A 15,455-nucleotide genomic window follows, 5' to 3' on the forward strand; every position below is an offset into this window, starting at 1 on the left:
ACATCAACCGGGGCTCGACGAGCCGCCCGGTTCAGTGGCCGAGCAGGCGGCGCCAGTGGGTCATGAACGGATGCTTGGCGGTGACGGAACCGAACCGGATCCGTCCGTGGACGACCAGGTGCAGCGGCCCCATGGGCGGACCGGTGCGGACCTTGTTGTTGACGCCGGCGCCGAGTAGGTCCAGACCGTTGAGGTCGACGGTCGCCTCCGCCGGCACGATGAGGGTGAGCGAACTGCCGTAGTCGTCGACCTGCAATTCGACCACCTGGGTGGTCATGACGGCCTCGGTGAAATCCAGGGTTACCCCGGAAAGCCAGCTGTTGAGGTGCAGTATCGGCGCGACCTGCCACGGACCGCGCCGGGTGACACCCGACATCCGGCCGCGAATTATCGCGGTGGGGCCGGGGGCCGCCATTGCCGCGGTGGCGATTTCGGTCGGTTCGGGCAGCCGGCCCATCCCGCTGCCGTAACCGATACGGGCGGCCGGTGGTTCGCCGATGAGCCGCACCCCCGGCAGGTCCACCAGCACGGAATTCAGTTCACCCCGGGTCTTGGCGGCCAAGGCGGTGTCCATCCGCTCGGTGAACTCACCCAACGACAGCATGCCCAAACCCACCGCGCGTTGGAGCAGCTGTCCGACATGTTCGCGTTCGGCATCGGAAACCCGCAGGTCCCGGTCGCCCACTGGTCCACCGGGACCCCAATTGTCGAAAACCGAATCGGGGCCGCCCATGCGTCCGAGATTACCCAGACCGCCATATTTCCTGCATCAGGGCGTTCCCTGAGCCGGGTATCCGGGTAATCGCTGCTTCGCGGCTCGCGACAATACAGCGGCCGAGCTCGAGCGTCTACCCAGATAGCGAAGTGTAGTCACATAAGCGCAGCTCGGTCGCTGTTTCACGGCCACCGGATCAGGGGTTGGACAGTGCATAAACACCGAACGCTAGATTGGTGATCGTGTCAGTGCCTCTGGAAGCGGTCAAACAGACCATGCACACGCGCTGGCCGCTGTATCTGACGTCCATGCTGTTGGCGAACGCCTTCGGGGCGGTACTGGTGTGGGCGTATATCCAATACGGCCTGCCCGTACCCGAGGGCGAGGCGCCCGGCACCCTACAGATCGGCCTACTGATTCCCGGCCTGGTATTCGTCATCGGCGGCGTGCTCAGCGTGCTGGCCTCGTCGTTGATGCTGCGACCGGTGATGCGTTGGCAGATGCGCGGCGGACCGCCGAGCCGCCAGGAACAGATGGCAGCGCTGCACACCCCGCTGCGCCAGGCCATCCTGCATCTGGGCCTGTGGCTTGTCGGCGGTGCGGTCCTGGCGTCGGCGATGATCGTGCGGACGCCCGCGCTCGCCGGGACGGTGATCATCACCCTGTGTATGGCCGCGACCCTCGTCTTCGGCTTCACCTATATGCTCGGCGAACGCATTCTGCGGCCGGTCGCCGCCGAGGCGCTGACCGAGGGCACCTTCGACCACACCCTCACCCCGGGTGTCGGCACCCGAATGGCCATGACCTGGGGAATGGGCACCTTCGCCCCGACCATCGCCATCGTGCTGCTGTGCGTCACCCAGGTCTCGTCGGATGTGAAGTTCTCGGCGCAGTCGCTGGCCGTGTCCATTCTGCTGCTGTGCGGGGTGGTGATCATGCAGGCGCTGGCGTTGTCCATGCTCACCGCGTCCAGTATCTCCGACCCGGTGCGCCAGCTCAGCCAGGCGATCGACCAGGTGCAGGCCGGGGAGCGCGATGTCCAGGTCGAGGTGTTCGACGGGAGTGAGATCGGGCTGTTGCAGGTGGGCTTCAACCGGATGATGGAGGAGGCCGTCACCCGCCAACGGCTGCAGGAACTCTTCGGTCAGCATGTCGGCGCCGAGGTCGCCCAGCGGGCCCTCGACTACGGCACCGAGCTGGGCGGCGAGACGCGGTTCGTGGCGGTGCTGTTCGTGGATATGGTCGGCTCGACCGCTACCGCGGCGGAACGTCCGCCCACCGAGGTGGTCAGCCTGCTCAACGAGTTCTTCCGAGTGGTGGTCGATGTGCTCGACCGGCACCACGGATTCGTGAACAAGTTCGTCGGGGATGCCGCCCTCGCGATTTTCGGCGCACCGCTGGACCGGCCCGACGCACCGACCGCCGCTCTGGCCGCGGCCCGGGATCTACGCGAGGCGCTGCGAGAAGTGCCCGGCCTCGATATCGGCATCGGGGTATCCGCGGGGCTGGCCGTCGCGGGCAATATCGGCGCGGCCAATCGCTTCGAATACACCGTTATCGGCGATCCGGTGAACGAGGCGTCGAGACTGACCGAACTCGCCAAGGAGGAGCCGGGTCGAGTACTCGCCTCGGGCTCGGCGCTGTATTTCGCCGAAGAAAGCGAACAGAAGTGCTGGATGTTCGGTGAAGAGGTGCAGTTACGCGGTCGCCCCCGGAAAACCAGATTGGCCCGGCCACGCGAGACGGTTACCGAGGGCGATGGTACCGATGGCCCGCAGACCATTCGTTAGGCTGAGCTGATGACGGCCGACGGTATTCCGGCGGGGGAGCCTACTATGCCCCCCGCCCCGGCCGAACCGCGACGACGGAAGTTCCGGTGGATCAAATGGATCGCCGGTGTGATCCTGCTGGCGTTGTTGGTGGGAGAGGGCGTCTATCTGTGGCCGCGGCTCCATGAATCGTGGCGCAAGCTCACCGAAATCCATTGGGGTTGGGTGGCCGCGTGTATCGCATTGCAAATGCTGTCGATGAGCGGTTTCGGCCAGGTCCAGAAACAGCTGTTGCACGCGGGCGGGGTGGCGGTGAGCCGGCTCGAATCCGTCGCGGTGGTCTATGGTGCCACGGCCATGTCGGTCACCCTGCCGGCCGGACAGGTGTTCTCCACCGCGTTCACCTACCGGCAGACCCGACGGTGGGGTGCGAGCCCGGTGGTGGCCTCGTGGCAGCTGATGTTCTCGGGTGTGGTCGCGGCCGTCGGCCTGGCGCTCCTCGGTGTCGGCGGCACGCTGCTGGCCGGCGGGCGGGTCGGCCCTGTCGAATTGATCCTGTCGGTGGCCGCCATGGTGGCCCTGGTCTGGGCGGGCAACTACGCGTCGAAACATCCGGGAACGCTGGAATCCCTGCTGCGCCGGCTGCTCGCCCTGGTCAACCGGGTGCGCAGACGGTCGGCCGGTCAGGGAATGAACAAGGTCGCCGAACTGCTGGACCAGCTGGAATCGGTGGAACTGGGTACGCGGGACGGTATCTGGGTGGGCTGGTGGGCGGTGGTGCACCGGATGGCCGATGTGGCCTGCCTGGGCGCCGCCTGCTATGCCATCGGCGGCGATCCCCGGTGGGCGGGTCTGTTGATCGCGTTCGCGGCGGGTAAGGCCGTCGGTTCCATTCCATTCGCCCCCGGCGGCATCGTGTACGTCGACGCGACGCTGATCTACGGCCTGACCGCCGCCGCCGGACTGTCCGCCGCACAGGCCGTCGCGGCGGCGTTCGTCTACCGGATGGTCAGCTTCGTGCTGATCGCGATCATCGGCTGGATCGTGTTCCTCTTTCAGTTCCGCACCCCGCACGCCGACGACGCCGAGTACGAAAAAGAGGTCGCGATACCCGAATTGCCGCGGCTGGCGGCGCGGCGTGTCCGTCGACCCCTGGGATCGGATATCTCCGCATCGCGCGAGCCGCGCCTGCGCCGGGGCGGAACGGTGTCCGGAGAGGCGGGGCGCGCCGCGAACGACCAGGGGGACACCGCGCACGAGGGGGCGGACTGAGCCGAACAGGTCGGGTCGAATATGTGCCGGGCCCTGAGCCGCGGTTCGGGCGCGTTGCGTGAACCGGACGCCTCCCCCACGGGTACTAGGCTGCTAGCCGTGAAGAAGTTCGGGCCGATCGCCGTGGACGTGCTGTTGGTGGTGCTGTTCTGTGTGATCGGCCGACGCAGTCACGACGAGGCGATATTGGGCGGGTTGCTGCACACCGTCTGGCCGTTCGGTATCGGGCTCGCGGTGGGCTGGGTGCTGGCCGCGGTGGCGAGTCGGCGACGGGCCGATGACGAGCCCTTCGACGGAACCATGCTGTGGCCCACGGGTATCGCGGTGTGGGGAGCCACGCTGGTGATCGGGATGCTGCTGCGAGCCGCGAGCGGCCAGGGCACCGCGCCGAGCTTCATCCTGGTGGCGGGCTCGGTGCTGGCCCTGTTCCTGCTCGGGTGGCGCGGCGCCATCCGAGCGATCGACATCTGACGAACCGTCGGCCGGAACCGTTTCGGCCGACGGACCTCAGATCTCCGGATCGGTCAGTGCCTGCAGCATCTTCGCCGCCATCCGCACTACCATATCGTCGCTGTCGACGTCCTCGATATGGATCGCGAAGGCCAGATCGCCCATGTTGGCGATCAGCCATCCGTCGTCACCGGCCTTGGCCGAGAACCCGCTGACGTCCCGGTAGGCGCGCAGGCGTGCGAAATGGGGGGCCTTCATCGTATCCCGCAGCATGGTACGCAGCCGGTCGGTGACCGGGGCGGGCAGCGGCTCCAGTTGCGCGTCCGTGGCTGCGGGGCGACCGCGTTCGATCATCGGCGGCAGCGCTTGGCCGCGGGCGATGGCGGCGGCCGCGATGGCCATTCCGAACGGACTGGCCAGCACCGCGTCGGGGCCGCTGCCCTGGCGTACCGGTTCGGCGCTGCGGCCCGCGATCGCCGACTGACCGGTGACCTCTTCGAGTCCGGGTATCCGGAAATCGACGCCGACCCCGAGCATGGTCGCGGCCTCCGCTACCTCCTGCACCGAAATATCTTTGGGGTCTTTGCCGTTGGCGGCCGCTGCGGCGGCGCGGAACAGTTCGATACCGCCGCCCACCGGGTAGAGACCGGTGAAGGCCACCGGTCCCTGCGCACTGGAGTAGTTGTTCTGCGCCGTCGCCACCACTGCGCCGGTGGACGGCTGGATGGCCACGATGGAGGCCGGTGTCCCCACGCTGACCACTGCGTCCTCGGCGGCACGCTGCAGCTTCTGGTCCATGGTGCCCGCGATATCGGGGCCGGCCGGGCCCTGTTCACCCGCGAGTTGGGTGATGAACTTCCCGTTCTCGAACAGCTGAACACCCCAACCGGAATGTTGTTCCTGGCTTTCCTCCCAGGCCTTATGCAGGGCGTCCAGCAGCGGTGAGGAGATCCGCCGGTCGGAGACGACGAGCCGTGGCTCCTTCTCCATCACCACACCGGGGATGGGCGCCATACGCGGTTCCAGAATCGCGAAATCGCCTTCGCGCAGGCTCACCGCGGTGATCGGCTTACCGCCCGATCCCGCCAGTTTTTCCCGAAGCGTCTCGCCGGTGATCAGCGGGGCGACCGGTTCGATGGCGTCGGCCAGCGCGTTCGTCGAGGCCACCGGGTCGGGCATCCGCGCCGGATCGAGTTTGACGACATTGATGACCTGCCTGGTCATCAAGGGCTGACCGACGCTGTCCACCACCCGGGGCGGCGGATCGGGAGTGGTGCGCACCAGTTCGACGGTGCGGTCGTGTTCGAGTTTCGGCATGACAATGCCCGGGTCCCAGGAGATACGCCAACCGATGGCGAGTTTCCGGATGGTTCCTTCGAGGCTGTAGGCCCAGTCCTTGTGCTCGCCGAAATTCCAGTTGGCGTTCAAGGTGAACAGCCCTGAATCGGACCCGAGTTCGATGAATTGCGACATCTCGTAGTCGACCTCGCCCGATTCGAGACCGTCGAACATTTGCTCGAGGGTTGCCGAGGCCGCCGAGGGATAGGATGTCAACTCGGCGGCAGCGGCGTGATCATGCTCGTCGAGCAATTCGGTGAAGCGTTCGACGACGGCTCGGGGACCGGTCTCCTCCGAACCGGCCCCGCACGACCCCATAGCAATTGCCAGAGCCGCCACCCCCGCGAGTGCCAGTGCGCCCCGGAAGTGAAAGCGGCGGGATCCCCACAAATCCATGTCGCCCACTCTTCACTCTTGTCACTCCAGTAACAAGACCACGTTACCTGAAAAATGCCTGTTTGCGACGCCTCGCTAACCCGAACTCATAGCGCCACGCAACCTTCCCAATTGTGCCCCAACGCAGACCGCTGCCGACACGGACCATGATCATTTACTCGGCCGCCCGTCGACGCTCGGCGAGGCTACGCTACCGGTCGGCCCGAACCCGTCTGTCGTTACCCCGGTCGTCGGTTCCGTTTTCGGGATACCCCGCCGTGCAGGTAGGGAACCCTTCGAACGACGCACCGTTGTCGGTAGGGTTGCCGGCATGTCCGAAAACGACGGCCGGCAAACCATGAGCGGCCCGATCCTGGTGCTGAACGGACCCAATCTCAATATGCTCGGTACTCGCCAGCCACAGGTGTACGGCTCGGAAACCTTGAACGATGTAATCGAATTGTGTCGTCGGACCGCCGCCGCACACGGTCGCGAGATCACCGACTTCCAGTCGAACTCCGAGGGCGAGCTGATCGATCGAATACATCGCGCCCGCGGCGCGGAATCGGCCATCGTGATCAATCCCGGCGGGCTCACCCACACCTCGGTGGCGCTCCGGGATGCCCTGGTGATCCCCGAGGTGCCGATCGTGGAGGTGCACATCAGCAATGTGCATGCGCGCGAGGGGTTCCGACACCACTCCTATATCTCGCCGATCGCGGCGGCCGTCGTCGCCGGTATGGGCATCTACGGGTATGCCGCCGCTATCGAGTTCCTGGCAGGTCGTCTGTCGACCATCTGATCGCAAGCCTCCGGCGTACCGGGAGCCGGCGCTCGACGGCACACTCCGCCGGTCAACCGATACGGAAGACCGGGAAACCCGGGGCGATCGCGGCGAGTTGGTCGTCGGTGGCGTCCACGGTGACACCCTCGAAGAACCGCCCCCTTCCCAACCCCATCGCCGCAGATAGAGGCGCAGCAGCGGCACCTTGTCGACATCCGGCACCTCCGCCGCGGTGAAAACCTCGGCCTTGCGACCCAGGCGCAATTCGCCCGTACCGGCCACTCGCAGGTTCCGCACCCACTGGGTATGACCCCGGGGCGCCACCAGGTAACGCCGCCCGTCCTCGGCGGTCAGCACATTCACCGTGGTCGTCCGCCACTGCCCGGTGGTGCGGCCACGAACGGCCAGCAGGCGCGATCCCGCCACGCTGATTCCCAGTTTCGACAGCGAGTTGACCAGGCGATTCATGATCGGGTCCATACGGTTCGGGGCGATGTAGCGGGTTTCGGCGGTCATTTCCCTCTCCTTTGCGAGCGCTGCTCTCTGTTGTGAACGACGATCTCACTCATTCACCGTCTTGTCAAGAGCAGCGCTCTCGTTTTCTGTTCGCATGTCACACCGGCGGGCACCGCTCCGTCTATCCGGTACATCCGAACCATTTCGTTTCGAGGAGTTGGCGATGTCGATCGCATATTCGGTGATGACGGTGCTCGCAGCGGCCTGGGTGGGTTTTTCGGCCGGAGCGGTCCTCGCCCATGCCGGTTGGGTAGTGGACGCCCTGCGCGACTACGGAGTCCCGGAGTCGTGGTGGCCGTGGCTGGGCACCACCAAGGCGCTCGGCGCGGTGGGACTGGTCGTCGGACTGTACGTCCCCCTCATCGGGGCACTCGCGGTCATCGGGCTGGTGCTGTACTTCACCGGCGCGGTGCTCACCGTCGCACGGGCCCGCGCGTACTCGCATATCCCGTACCCGCTGCTGTACCTGACACCCGTGATAATCGCCGCGGGACTGGGACTGGCGGCCTGACCAGGAAACGTAGCGCGCAAGCCCGGCCCTTCGGGGCCGGGAGGACGTCGATACGGCAAAGACCGCGCCGGCGCGGCGATTTTCTGGAACGGTGAGCTCAGGGCACCACGCCGTCCGCGGACCGACAGATCCGCGGACGGCGGTGGCCACGAGGGATTCAGGCGAGATCGCAGAGGAGTGTCGCGTGAAGGCCGCAGTATTCGAGGGAGATCGACCCCGCCTGGTGATCGAGGACATTCCGGTACCGATTCCGCGGCGGGGAGAGGTACTGTTGCGGGTCTCGGCCTGTGGTGTCTGCCATACCGACCTGCATGTGCTCGCGTCGGAGGTCGCGTTCCCGACACCGGCGGTTCTCGGCCACGAGGTCTCCGGGGTCGTCGAACAGATCGGCGAGGGCGTACGCAATGTCGCGGTGGGCGACGAGGTCGTGTGCAGCTTCATCATGCCGTGCGGGGACTGTCGACACTGCGTGCGCGGTATGGAGGACCTGTGCGAGAAGTTCTTCGCCTACAACCGCCTGAGCGGCACCCTCTACGACGGTACGAGCCGACTGGCCCGGGCCGACGGAACACCGCTGGCCATGTACTCGATGGGCGGGCTGGCCGAATACTGCGTGGTACCCGCCTCGGATGTGTTCGTCGTACCGCCGGAGATCGGGCTGGAAGCGGTATCGATTCTGGGCTGCAGTTCGTTCACGGCACTCGGCGCGGTCACCACCGCCGAGCTATCGATGGGCGACCGGATCGCGGTGATCGCCGCGGGCGGTGTCGGATCGTCGATCGTGCAGTTCGCCACCGCGGCGGGTGCCGCCCAGATCATCGCCATCGATATCGGTGACGAGAAACTCGCCGCGGTGACCGGACTCGGCGCCACCCATACGATCAACTCCCGTACCGAGGATGTCGAGGCCCGGGTACGCGAACTCACCGACGGCCACGGCGTGGATATCGCCTTCGAAGCGCTCGGCGGCGCGGCGACCTTCGCGACCGCGCTCGACATCCTCGACGACGGCGGTCGCGCGGTGGTCGTCGGCATCGCACCCGCCGGGTCCACCGGTTCGATCGACCTGGCCCGGCTGGTGCGACGCAAACTCCAGATCCGAGGCTCCTACGGCGCCAAGGCCCGCACCGATATGCCCGCACTACTGCGAATGGTGGCCGCAGGCATCGTCCGGCCCGAGGAGGTCATCACCCGCCGATATCCCCTCGACCGGGCCGACGAGGCCTATCGGGCGCTGGCCCGGGGCGAAATAGTCGGCCGGGCCATCGTCGAGATGCGAGCCTCGTCGTAGCCGTTCGAGCGCCGATCACGAACCGGTGGACCGCATCAGCTCGAAGACCGGCACCGGCCGCCCCTGCTGTTCGCTCGCTTCCAGGGCCTTGCGCCACAACCCCTGTGCGGTACGCGAGAGGGTGGCGTCCACGCCGAGTTCCTCGCTCGCGTCGATGATGTGCTGCGCGCCGGCATCCATCATCCGGAACGAGGCGGTATCGCCCCAACCACCGTTCTTGGCGTCCTCGGCGTACTGCTCCATGAAGAACGGGATGGCCTCGCTGAAACGCTTCGCGTACGGCAGGAAGCGGTCGATCTCGGACCCGGACCGGTCGATGACCGCGAGCGCCTGGTTGTAAGACAGCATCCAGGGGTGGAATGTGATCAACAGAGCCTGGTAGAAGACCTGCGCGAGACCGTCGTCGTCGCCCAGATACTCCTGCGGGCTCAGCGGGCGTAGCAGCTCGGCATGCGCGTCGAAGACCGCGCGCGGCCCGCTGTAGAAGATGTACGAGGCGGGATGGGTGATGTTGTCGCCCGCCGACATGAAACCGCCCGAGAGGAATTCCGCTCCGTGCGAGCGGACCCACTCTGCTCCCTTGCGGGTGTTCTCGGGTGAATCGGAGGACAGGTTGGCGATCACCTTGCCGGGCAGGCGGTCGGTGGCCTGCCCCAGCACGTCGTACATGGCGGCGTAGTGGGTGAGGCCGACGACGATCACCTCGTTGGCGTCGAGCGCCTCGGCCACGGTCGCCGCCCGGCGCGCACCGAGTTCGATCATCGCCTCGGCCTTGGCCGCCGTGCGGTTCCAGACGGTGACCTCGGTTCCGGCGGCGAGGAACTCCCTGACCATGGCCTGTCCCATCGGTCCCAGGCCGATGACACTGACGGAACGGGGATGCTGCGACATCGAAAATGCCCTTCGGTAGTCGGTTCGAATGTTTCTCGGCGCCGGTATCGATGCTCGTCCGCGCAGGTAGAGTCGACAAGAGCGCACCTGTAGGGGCGGTTGCTTACCCCGAGGTCCGTAATGAGGTCAGGAGGATTCGGTGAGCGTCGAAAGTGATACGGATCACGATGTCTGCGGTATGTCGCTGGCGATCGACGTGGTGGGCGGCAAGTGGAAACTTCACCTGATGTGGGTGCTCGGTGAGGGACCGCAGCGTTTCGGCCGGATCCGCCGCGTCCTCGACGGTGTGAGCGAGAAGGTGCTCACCGAGAATCTGCGCCATCTGGAGTCCTCCGGCATCATCTCCCGCACGGTCTATCCGGAGGTCCCTCCGCGCGTGGAGTATTCGCTCACCCCGCTGGGCGAGGAGCTCCGCGCGGCCCTGCGCCCGCTGGAGGAATGGGGCGACCGACACCGTGATCGGCTGCGTAACAACCTCATGGCCTCCGCCTGACGAGCCGGCTGTCCGCGGCGACCTACCGTGGGCCCGGTGCCGTTCCCGGCAGATCGGTGGCGATTCGCGCGCCCACGCGCTCCAACAGCGGCGCGGCCTCGGCCATACAGCGGTCCGGATCCGGCTCGAGATCGGTGAGCGCGTAGGCGGCGCGGAATCCGGCCGCCCGCAGTCGGTCCGCCGACAGCGCCAGGCGGCCCGCGACCGCGACCACCGGGACATCCGCGCGAGCGGCGGCTTCGCACACCCCCATCGGCGCCTTCCCGTGCAGGGTCTGCTCGTCCATCGCCCCCTCGCCGGTGACCACCAGCGTCGCCCGGGCCAGCCGGGTGCGGAAGTCCAGCAGCTCGAGCACTTCCTCGATACCGCTGCGCACCCGCGCCCCGAGCACCGCCAGCGCGCCGAACCCGGTACCGCCCGCCGCACCGGCACCGGGTAGGTCCGCGTGGCCGGTCCCGGCCAGCCGGGCCCAATTCGACAGCGCCGCTTCGAGAATCTCCTGGTCACGCTGTCCGGCTCCCTTCTGCGGTCCGTAGACCGCCACGGCACCGGTGGGTCCGAGCAGCGGGTTGTCCACATCGCAGGCCAATACGAATTCCGTTGCGGCGACACGGGAAGGCAGGCCGGACAGATCCAGCCGCACGGCGTCCCGCAGGGCGGCGCCCCCGCGCCCCACCGACTGTCCCGAGGCGTCGAGCACTCGGGCGCCCAGGGCGGTGAGCAGACCGGCGCCACCGTCGCTGGACGCGCTGCCCCCGAGACCCAGCACAATTCGGGACACGCCCCGGTCCAGCGCGTCCGCGATCAGCACACCCAGCCCGAAAGTGCTCGCTCCCAAAGGATCCGGCCTACCATCCGGCAGCCGGGCCAACCCGGCGACATCCGCCAGTTCGAGCACCGCGGTGGTGTCCCGCATCGCGTACACCGCCGCCACGGGCCGTCCCGTCGGGCCGGGCGCGGTGATCGGCACCGGGCTCCACCCGGCCGACAGAAAGGCGGCGACGGTCCCGTCACCGCCGTCGGCGACCGGAACGATTTCGGTCCGGGCGTCCGGCCGGACCCGTCCGATACCGGCCGCCAGCGCCGCCGCCACCCCGGGCGCAGGCAGGGAGCCTTTGAATTTGTCCGGGGCCAGGACGACCACAGGTGCCGCGTTCACCCTCCGATTGTCGGACGTGGCCGGGAAGACCGCATCCCACCGGAGTCGCCACGGTATCCGCCGGCTGCGGATCTCGGAGGGACGCCGTCCACCGAGCGTCGGCCCCCCCTCTCCACGGGCCGACCGAAACCGGTCCGCCGCACACGGCTACCGGTCATCCGCGGACCGGAACCGACGGACCCGCGACAGGCGAACAAGTGTCCGCACCGGGCCGGATACCCTCACCGCCGCGGTATCGGAGCCTCTTGCGCGGTATGCGTGGTGACCCGCCCGGTCTCCAGATAGGTCATCACCGGTTCGTCCACCGCCGCATTGCCCCACCCGAAGGTGCCGTGGTCACCACCCTGCACAGTGATGAGCGAACCGCCGAGGGCCCGCGCCATGGCCGGGCCAGCCTCGTAGTCGGTGAGCGGGTCGTGGCGGCTGTGCAGGAGCAGCGGCGGGGTGCGCAACCCGGCGCCGCCGATCGGCACCGGACGGGTCTGCGGCTCCCATCCGGTGCAGGCGATTCCGGCGCGCACCAGATCGGCGCGAGCGTCCATCACATCGCCGCCGGAGCCGAGCGCCGCGACGGCCGACAGCAATCTCTCCGGGCGGGCCGGTACGGCGTTTTCGTTGCAGGTGATGGCGGAGAACACCGCGCGCCCACTGGGATCGGAGCCGGTGATGCCTCCGATGGCAAGCAGTCGGGAGATATCGGCCGGGTCGGCGTGCGCTTCGGCCATGGCGGTGGCGAAGGCCGGCCAATAGGCGCGGGTGTGGGTCGCCACCGTGGTGGCGCCCACCAGCGGGACATTCTCGGAACGGCCACCGCCGACCAGCACCCGCATCATGTTCTGTAGTTTTCCGAGCTGCTCGACACCCCCGTCGACTCCCTTGCGAACCAGTTCGACCAAAGGCGCGGGCAGGTTTCCGGGCAGGTCACCGGGGCCGGCGGGAGGTGGGGTCAGGTTGGCGTACCAGCCGCCGCCCTGTTTCTCCACCAGGCCCACCCAGGTGCGATACACCTGCAACGGCGTTGCGCCCAGGTGAAAGACGTTGTCGTGTTCGGCGATCCAGGCGAACAGGTCGTCCATCCGCTGTTTTCCCGCGGTCTGCTGCCGGGCGAACTCCTCGGTCCACACCCAGTCCGGGTGCACATTGGAGTCCAGGATCATCCGGTCCACGCGTTCCGGGAACAGCGTCGCGTACACCGCGCCGAGATAGGTGCCGTAGGAGATCCCCAGATAGTCGATGCGGTCCAGACCGAGCGCGGCCCGCACCGCGTCCATATCCCGGACGGTCTGCTCGGTGGTGACGGTGGCCGGATAGCCCGGATGCGCGGATTCGCACGCCTCCCACAGGGAGACGCTGTCGCCGTCGGAATCTGCGGCGGACATTCCACAGGTGAGAGGGGTGGACCAGCGCAGCCCGCGCGGTTGTACCGCGAACCGGTCGTAGTGGGCGGCCAATTCGGCGGGCAGGGACCGTCCGCGACTCGCCCAGAAGTCGAGGGTGTCCGCGCCCGGCCCCCCGGGGTTGCCGAAGATGGCGCCGCGGCGCTCACCGGTCGCCGCGATCCTGCTGACGGTAACCTCGATCCGCGGGCCGTCCGGGTCCGCGTGATTCATCGGAACGGTGAGCACGGCACACCGCACACCCGTATCCGGGGTCACCGAACCCTCCGGGCAGGGCCCGAACAGGACGGCGGCCCGCGCGGGCGGCGCGGCAAACGAACCGAGGACCACACCCACCGCGGCGAATATCCCCGCAACGCGCGAAAGCCGCAGTGGGCTCTTCATATCGGTACCTCCCGCCGGTCGTGGCAGCGTCCGGCCATCCTGCATTCTGCGCACCGGTACGGAGGGGCACAAGTCGGAGCATGCCCGCGACCCCTGTCGAGGGGCGAATCGGCCGGCGACCGAGTAACGTCGAGCCATGGCCACCGAGGTCCGCAACAATATCGCGCTGGAGCGCTTCGAGATCCAGGTCGACGGCACCATCGCGGGCTATGCCGAGTACCAGGACACCGTGTCCGAACGGGCCTTCGTGCACACCGAGATCGATCCCCGCTTCCCCGGTTCGGACTATGCGCGTGTCCTCATTGCGACAGCGCTGGAGACCACCTACCGCGACGGGCTGGGGGCGCTGCCGATGTGTCCACTGGTGCGCGACTTCTTCGAAACCCGGCCGGAGTTCCTGCCGATGGTCCCGCACTGGGCCCGGGATCGTTTCGGGCTGTCGCGGTAACGGTCGCGGCGGACCTCAGTAGGCCGCCACCGCCGCGTCCAGCGCCTTCTGGAGATCGACGCGCACCAGACGAGCGACCTCGGCGGGGCGCGCCGGCAGCTCGATGACCGGCATACCGAAGTGGAAACTCGCCGATACGACCTCATTCCTCGTCGGCTCGACCGTGGGATCCGGGCGCGGACCGTAGCTCAGGCCCAAGCTCACCAGCGCCGGCCGGGCACCGAGTTTGGCGGCCCGGAACGCGATATGCCCGATCCCGCTACCCACCGACTGCACCCGGGTGGAATCGACATCGTTGCAGGTACCCTCCGGGAAAATCGCCAGGCAGTCATCGGCGGCGAGCCGTTCGGCGCAGATGTCCATCATGCGCTGCCCCGCCGCGTTCACCGCCCGCACCCCGTGGTCCTTACCGCGAAACACCGGGATCCCGCCCATCATATCGATCCGGCGCCGCCGCTTCGGTTCTTCGAACAGCTCGTCCTTGGCCAGCACGCGGGTCCGGCCGATGATCGGCCGCAGTTCACTGCGCCAGGCCGCCGCGGCGACGGTGTAGGGGTCCGACTGGGACAGGTGGTTGATCGCGATGAGCAGTGGCACACCTCGGGCGACCAGGTCGCGGATAGCGGAACGAGCCCCCTCCGCATAACCGATCCGCGGGCGATAACGGCGTCCGAGCAGGGCATATGCTCCCTTCGCCTGGAGCCGGTTCTGTCGATGGACGCGATAGAAGTCGTAGACGGTATCGCTGTTGTCGAGCAGCACCACAGGCGGTTCCATTCCGCAGACTCTACGTCGGATGGGCATCGGCCGCCCGCTCCAATCCGCGCGGCGAGGATGTCCGGTTCCCAACACAAACCATACGTCGGGGCGGCGCAACAGCGGAATAGCTGCGATGATGGCTGAGTGGCACGCGCAGATGACCCCGATGATCGCAAGACCAGCGGCGGTCGCGGTGGCGGACAGAATCCCGAACCCGGCCGCCGCGGCTTCCGACAGGGCGAGCAGGTAGTACGCGCGGGAACGCTGCTGGTGTCGTCGACCGATCTGGCCGAACCCACCTTCCGCCGCACCGTCGTGTACATCATCGAACACAACGACGCCGGAACACTGGGGGTGGTCCTGAACCGTCCGAGCGATACCGCGGTACACGACGTGCTGCCGCAGTGGTCGCAGGTCTGTGCGGCCCCACGCACGCTGTTCATCGGTGGACCGGTCAAACGCGACGCCGCGCTGTGCCTGGGCACGGTTCGGGTGGGCGCGTCCCTCACCGGAGTGTCGGGACTGCGGCGGGTGGACGGACGGGTGGTACTGGTCGATCTCGACGCCGATCCCGACCGGATCGGCGCACTGGTCGAGGGTATCCGCATCTTCGCGGGATATGCCGGATGGACCTTCGGACAGCTGGAAGGCGAACTGGACAACGACGACTGGGTCGTGGTGTCGGCACTGCCCAGCGATCCGATCACCAGTCGGCGCGGTGATATGTGGGCCGATGTGCTGCGCCGCCAACCGCTGCCGCTGTCGCTGCTGGCGACTCACCCCATCGAGCTGGAACGCAACTGAACCATCCGAGAACACGCGGAAATCCCCGTCCACTCGGCGGCAGGGATCTCCGGTGGGTTTCCACCGTTCTTCCTCCGGAAGGCCGAGGCCGACCGGGCG

At 67.5% G+C, this 15,455-nt stretch carries 15 protein-coding genes and 1 pseudogene; 9 read left to right on the forward strand and 7 right to left on the reverse strand.

What is annotated here, in order from left to right:
- Positions 1 to 31 precede the first annotated feature (31 nt).
- Positions 32 to 685, reverse strand: a complete 654-nt coding sequence (locus ON20_RS24710) for a DUF1707 SHOCT-like domain-containing protein (RefSeq protein WP_040839114.1) — start codon at positions 683 to 685, stop codon at positions 32 to 34.
- Positions 686 to 990: 305 nt separating this feature from the next.
- Between ON20_RS24710 and ON20_RS24715 the strand changes: the two genes are divergently transcribed.
- The 3 genes from ON20_RS24715 (at position 991) to ON20_RS24725 (ending at position 4,227) form a co-directional block, all read left to right on the forward strand.
- Positions 991 to 2,505: an adenylate/guanylate cyclase domain-containing protein gene (locus ON20_RS24715; RefSeq protein WP_174361934.1), complete on the forward strand. Its 1,515-nt coding sequence runs from the start codon at positions 991 to 993 to the stop codon at positions 2,503 to 2,505.
- A 9-nt stretch (positions 2,506 to 2,514) separates the two neighbouring features.
- A complete protein-coding gene (locus tag ON20_RS24720) occupies positions 2,515 to 3,756 on the forward strand; it encodes a lysylphosphatidylglycerol synthase transmembrane domain-containing protein (RefSeq protein ID WP_083865203.1) in 1,242 nt (413 codons plus the stop codon).
- 99 nt (positions 3,757 to 3,855) lie between these two features.
- Complete coding sequence (locus tag ON20_RS24725; protein WP_040839116.1) at positions 3,856 to 4,227, forward strand: DUF3054 domain-containing protein; 372 nt, start codon at positions 3,856 to 3,858, stop codon at positions 4,225 to 4,227.
- Between the two features lie 36 nt (positions 4,228 to 4,263).
- On the opposite strand, the gene ON20_RS24730 is transcribed toward ON20_RS24725, so the two are convergent.
- The gene (locus tag ON20_RS24730) at positions 4,264 to 5,940 is read right to left on the reverse strand and encodes an NTF2-like N-terminal transpeptidase domain-containing protein (protein WP_051163292.1); all 1,677 of its coding nucleotides are present in this window, start codon (positions 5,938 to 5,940) and stop codon (positions 4,264 to 4,266) included.
- A gap of 310 nt (positions 5,941 to 6,250) precedes the next feature.
- On the opposite strand from ON20_RS24730, the gene aroQ reads away from it, so the two are divergent.
- Positions 6,251 to 6,721: a type II 3-dehydroquinate dehydratase gene (gene aroQ / locus ON20_RS24735; RefSeq protein ID WP_040839118.1), complete on the forward strand. Its 471-nt coding sequence runs from the start codon at positions 6,251 to 6,253 to the stop codon at positions 6,719 to 6,721.
- Positions 6,722 to 6,949: 228 nt separating this feature from the next.
- Here the strand turns inward: aroQ and ON20_RS40325 are convergent.
- A pseudogene (locus tag ON20_RS40325) lies at positions 6,950 to 7,219 on the reverse strand (nitroreductase/quinone reductase family protein); the annotation flags it as partial.
- Positions 7,220 to 7,382: 163 nt separating this feature from the next.
- Between ON20_RS40325 and ON20_RS24745 the strand changes: the two are divergent.
- Both ON20_RS24745 and ON20_RS24750 read left to right on the forward strand, forming a co-directional pair.
- Positions 7,383 to 7,730, forward strand: a complete 348-nt coding sequence (locus ON20_RS24745; protein WP_040839119.1) for a DoxX family protein — start codon at positions 7,383 to 7,385, stop codon at positions 7,728 to 7,730.
- Positions 7,731 to 7,914: 184 nt separating this feature from the next.
- The gene (locus ON20_RS24750) at positions 7,915 to 9,021 is read left to right on the forward strand and encodes a zinc-binding dehydrogenase (protein ID WP_040839121.1); all 1,107 of its coding nucleotides are present in this window, start codon (positions 7,915 to 7,917) and stop codon (positions 9,019 to 9,021) included.
- Between the two features lie 15 nt (positions 9,022 to 9,036).
- Here ON20_RS24750 and ON20_RS24755 read toward each other — a convergent pair whose 3' ends face one another.
- Positions 9,037 to 9,912 carry an NAD(P)-dependent oxidoreductase gene (locus ON20_RS24755; RefSeq protein WP_040839124.1) on the reverse strand — a complete coding sequence of 292 codons (876 nt, stop codon included), beginning with the start codon at positions 9,910 to 9,912 and terminating at the stop codon, positions 9,037 to 9,039.
- Positions 9,913 to 10,090: 178 nt separating this feature from the next.
- Between ON20_RS24755 and ON20_RS24760 the strand changes: the two genes are divergently transcribed.
- Positions 10,091 to 10,405, forward strand: a complete 315-nt coding sequence (locus ON20_RS24760) for a winged helix-turn-helix transcriptional regulator (protein WP_438803438.1) — start codon at positions 10,091 to 10,093, stop codon at positions 10,403 to 10,405.
- Positions 10,406 to 10,427: 22 nt separating this feature from the next.
- Here the strand turns inward: ON20_RS24760 and ON20_RS24765 are convergent, their stop codons facing one another.
- Positions 10,428 to 11,564, reverse strand: coding sequence for a glycerate kinase (locus ON20_RS24765; RefSeq protein ID WP_040839127.1), 1,137 nt, complete (start codon positions 11,562 to 11,564; stop codon positions 10,428 to 10,430).
- Between the two features lie 221 nt (positions 11,565 to 11,785).
- Positions 11,786 to 13,345, reverse strand: a complete 1,560-nt coding sequence (locus ON20_RS24770; RefSeq protein ID WP_051163294.1) for an alpha/beta hydrolase — start codon at positions 13,343 to 13,345, stop codon at positions 11,786 to 11,788.
- Positions 13,346 to 13,481: 136 nt separating this feature from the next.
- Between ON20_RS24770 and ON20_RS24775 the strand changes: the two genes are divergently transcribed.
- Positions 13,482 to 13,793: a GNAT family N-acetyltransferase gene (locus ON20_RS24775; protein ID WP_040839130.1), complete on the forward strand. Its 312-nt coding sequence runs from the start codon at positions 13,482 to 13,484 to the stop codon at positions 13,791 to 13,793.
- 15 nt (positions 13,794 to 13,808) lie between these two features.
- Here ON20_RS24775 and ON20_RS24780 read toward each other — a convergent pair whose 3' ends face one another.
- Entirely contained in the window at positions 13,809 to 14,570 is a 762-nt protein-coding gene (locus tag ON20_RS24780) for a lysophospholipid acyltransferase family protein (RefSeq protein WP_040839132.1), read from the reverse strand.
- A 126-nt stretch (positions 14,571 to 14,696) separates the two neighbouring features.
- Between ON20_RS24780 and ON20_RS24785 the strand changes: the two genes are divergently transcribed.
- Entirely contained in the window at positions 14,697 to 15,356 is a 660-nt protein-coding gene (locus tag ON20_RS24785; RefSeq protein ID WP_040839134.1) for a YqgE/AlgH family protein, read from the forward strand.
- Positions 15,357 to 15,455 lie beyond the last annotated feature (99 nt).

This window comes from Nocardia brevicatena NBRC 12119 (assembly GCF_000308495.1).
Lineage (GTDB): Bacteria > Actinomycetota > Actinomycetes > Mycobacteriales > Mycobacteriaceae > Nocardia > Nocardia brevicatena.

What these genes read in the sequence shown, in the direction of transcription:
- aroQ (WP_040839118.1), top strand. Translation starts at nt 6,251, where the DNA reads ATGTCCGAAAACGACGGCCGGCAAACCATGAGCGGCCCGATCCTGGTG.
- ON20_RS24745 (WP_040839119.1), top strand. Translation starts at nt 7,383, where the DNA reads ATGTCGATCGCATATTCGGTGATGACGGTGCTCGCAGCGGCCTGGGTG.
- ON20_RS24775 (WP_040839130.1), top strand. Translation starts at nt 13,482, where the DNA reads ATGGCCACCGAGGTCCGCAACAATATCGCGCTGGAGCGCTTCGAGATC.
- ON20_RS24720 (WP_083865203.1), top strand. Translation starts at nt 2,515, where the DNA reads ATGACGGCCGACGGTATTCCGGCGGGGGAGCCTACTATGCCCCCCGCC.
- ON20_RS24715 (WP_174361934.1), top strand. Translation starts at nt 991, where the DNA reads ATGCACACGCGCTGGCCGCTGTATCTGACGTCCATGCTGTTGGCGAAC.
- ON20_RS24780 (WP_040839132.1), bottom strand. Translation starts at nt 14,570, where the DNA reads ATGGAACCGCCTGTGGTGCTGCTCGACAACAGCGATACCGTCTACGAC.
- ON20_RS24755 (WP_040839124.1), bottom strand. Translation starts at nt 9,912, where the DNA reads ATGTCGCAGCATCCCCGTTCCGTCAGTGTCATCGGCCTGGGACCGATG.
- ON20_RS24730 (WP_051163292.1), bottom strand. Translation starts at nt 5,940, where the DNA reads ATGGATTTGTGGGGATCCCGCCGCTTTCACTTCCGGGGCGCACTGGCA.
- ON20_RS24760 (WP_438803438.1), top strand. Translation starts at nt 10,091, where the DNA reads ATGTCGCTGGCGATCGACGTGGTGGGCGGCAAGTGGAAACTTCACCTG.
- ON20_RS24770 (WP_051163294.1), bottom strand. Translation starts at nt 13,345, where the DNA reads ATGAAGAGCCCACTGCGGCTTTCGCGCGTTGCGGGGATATTCGCCGCG.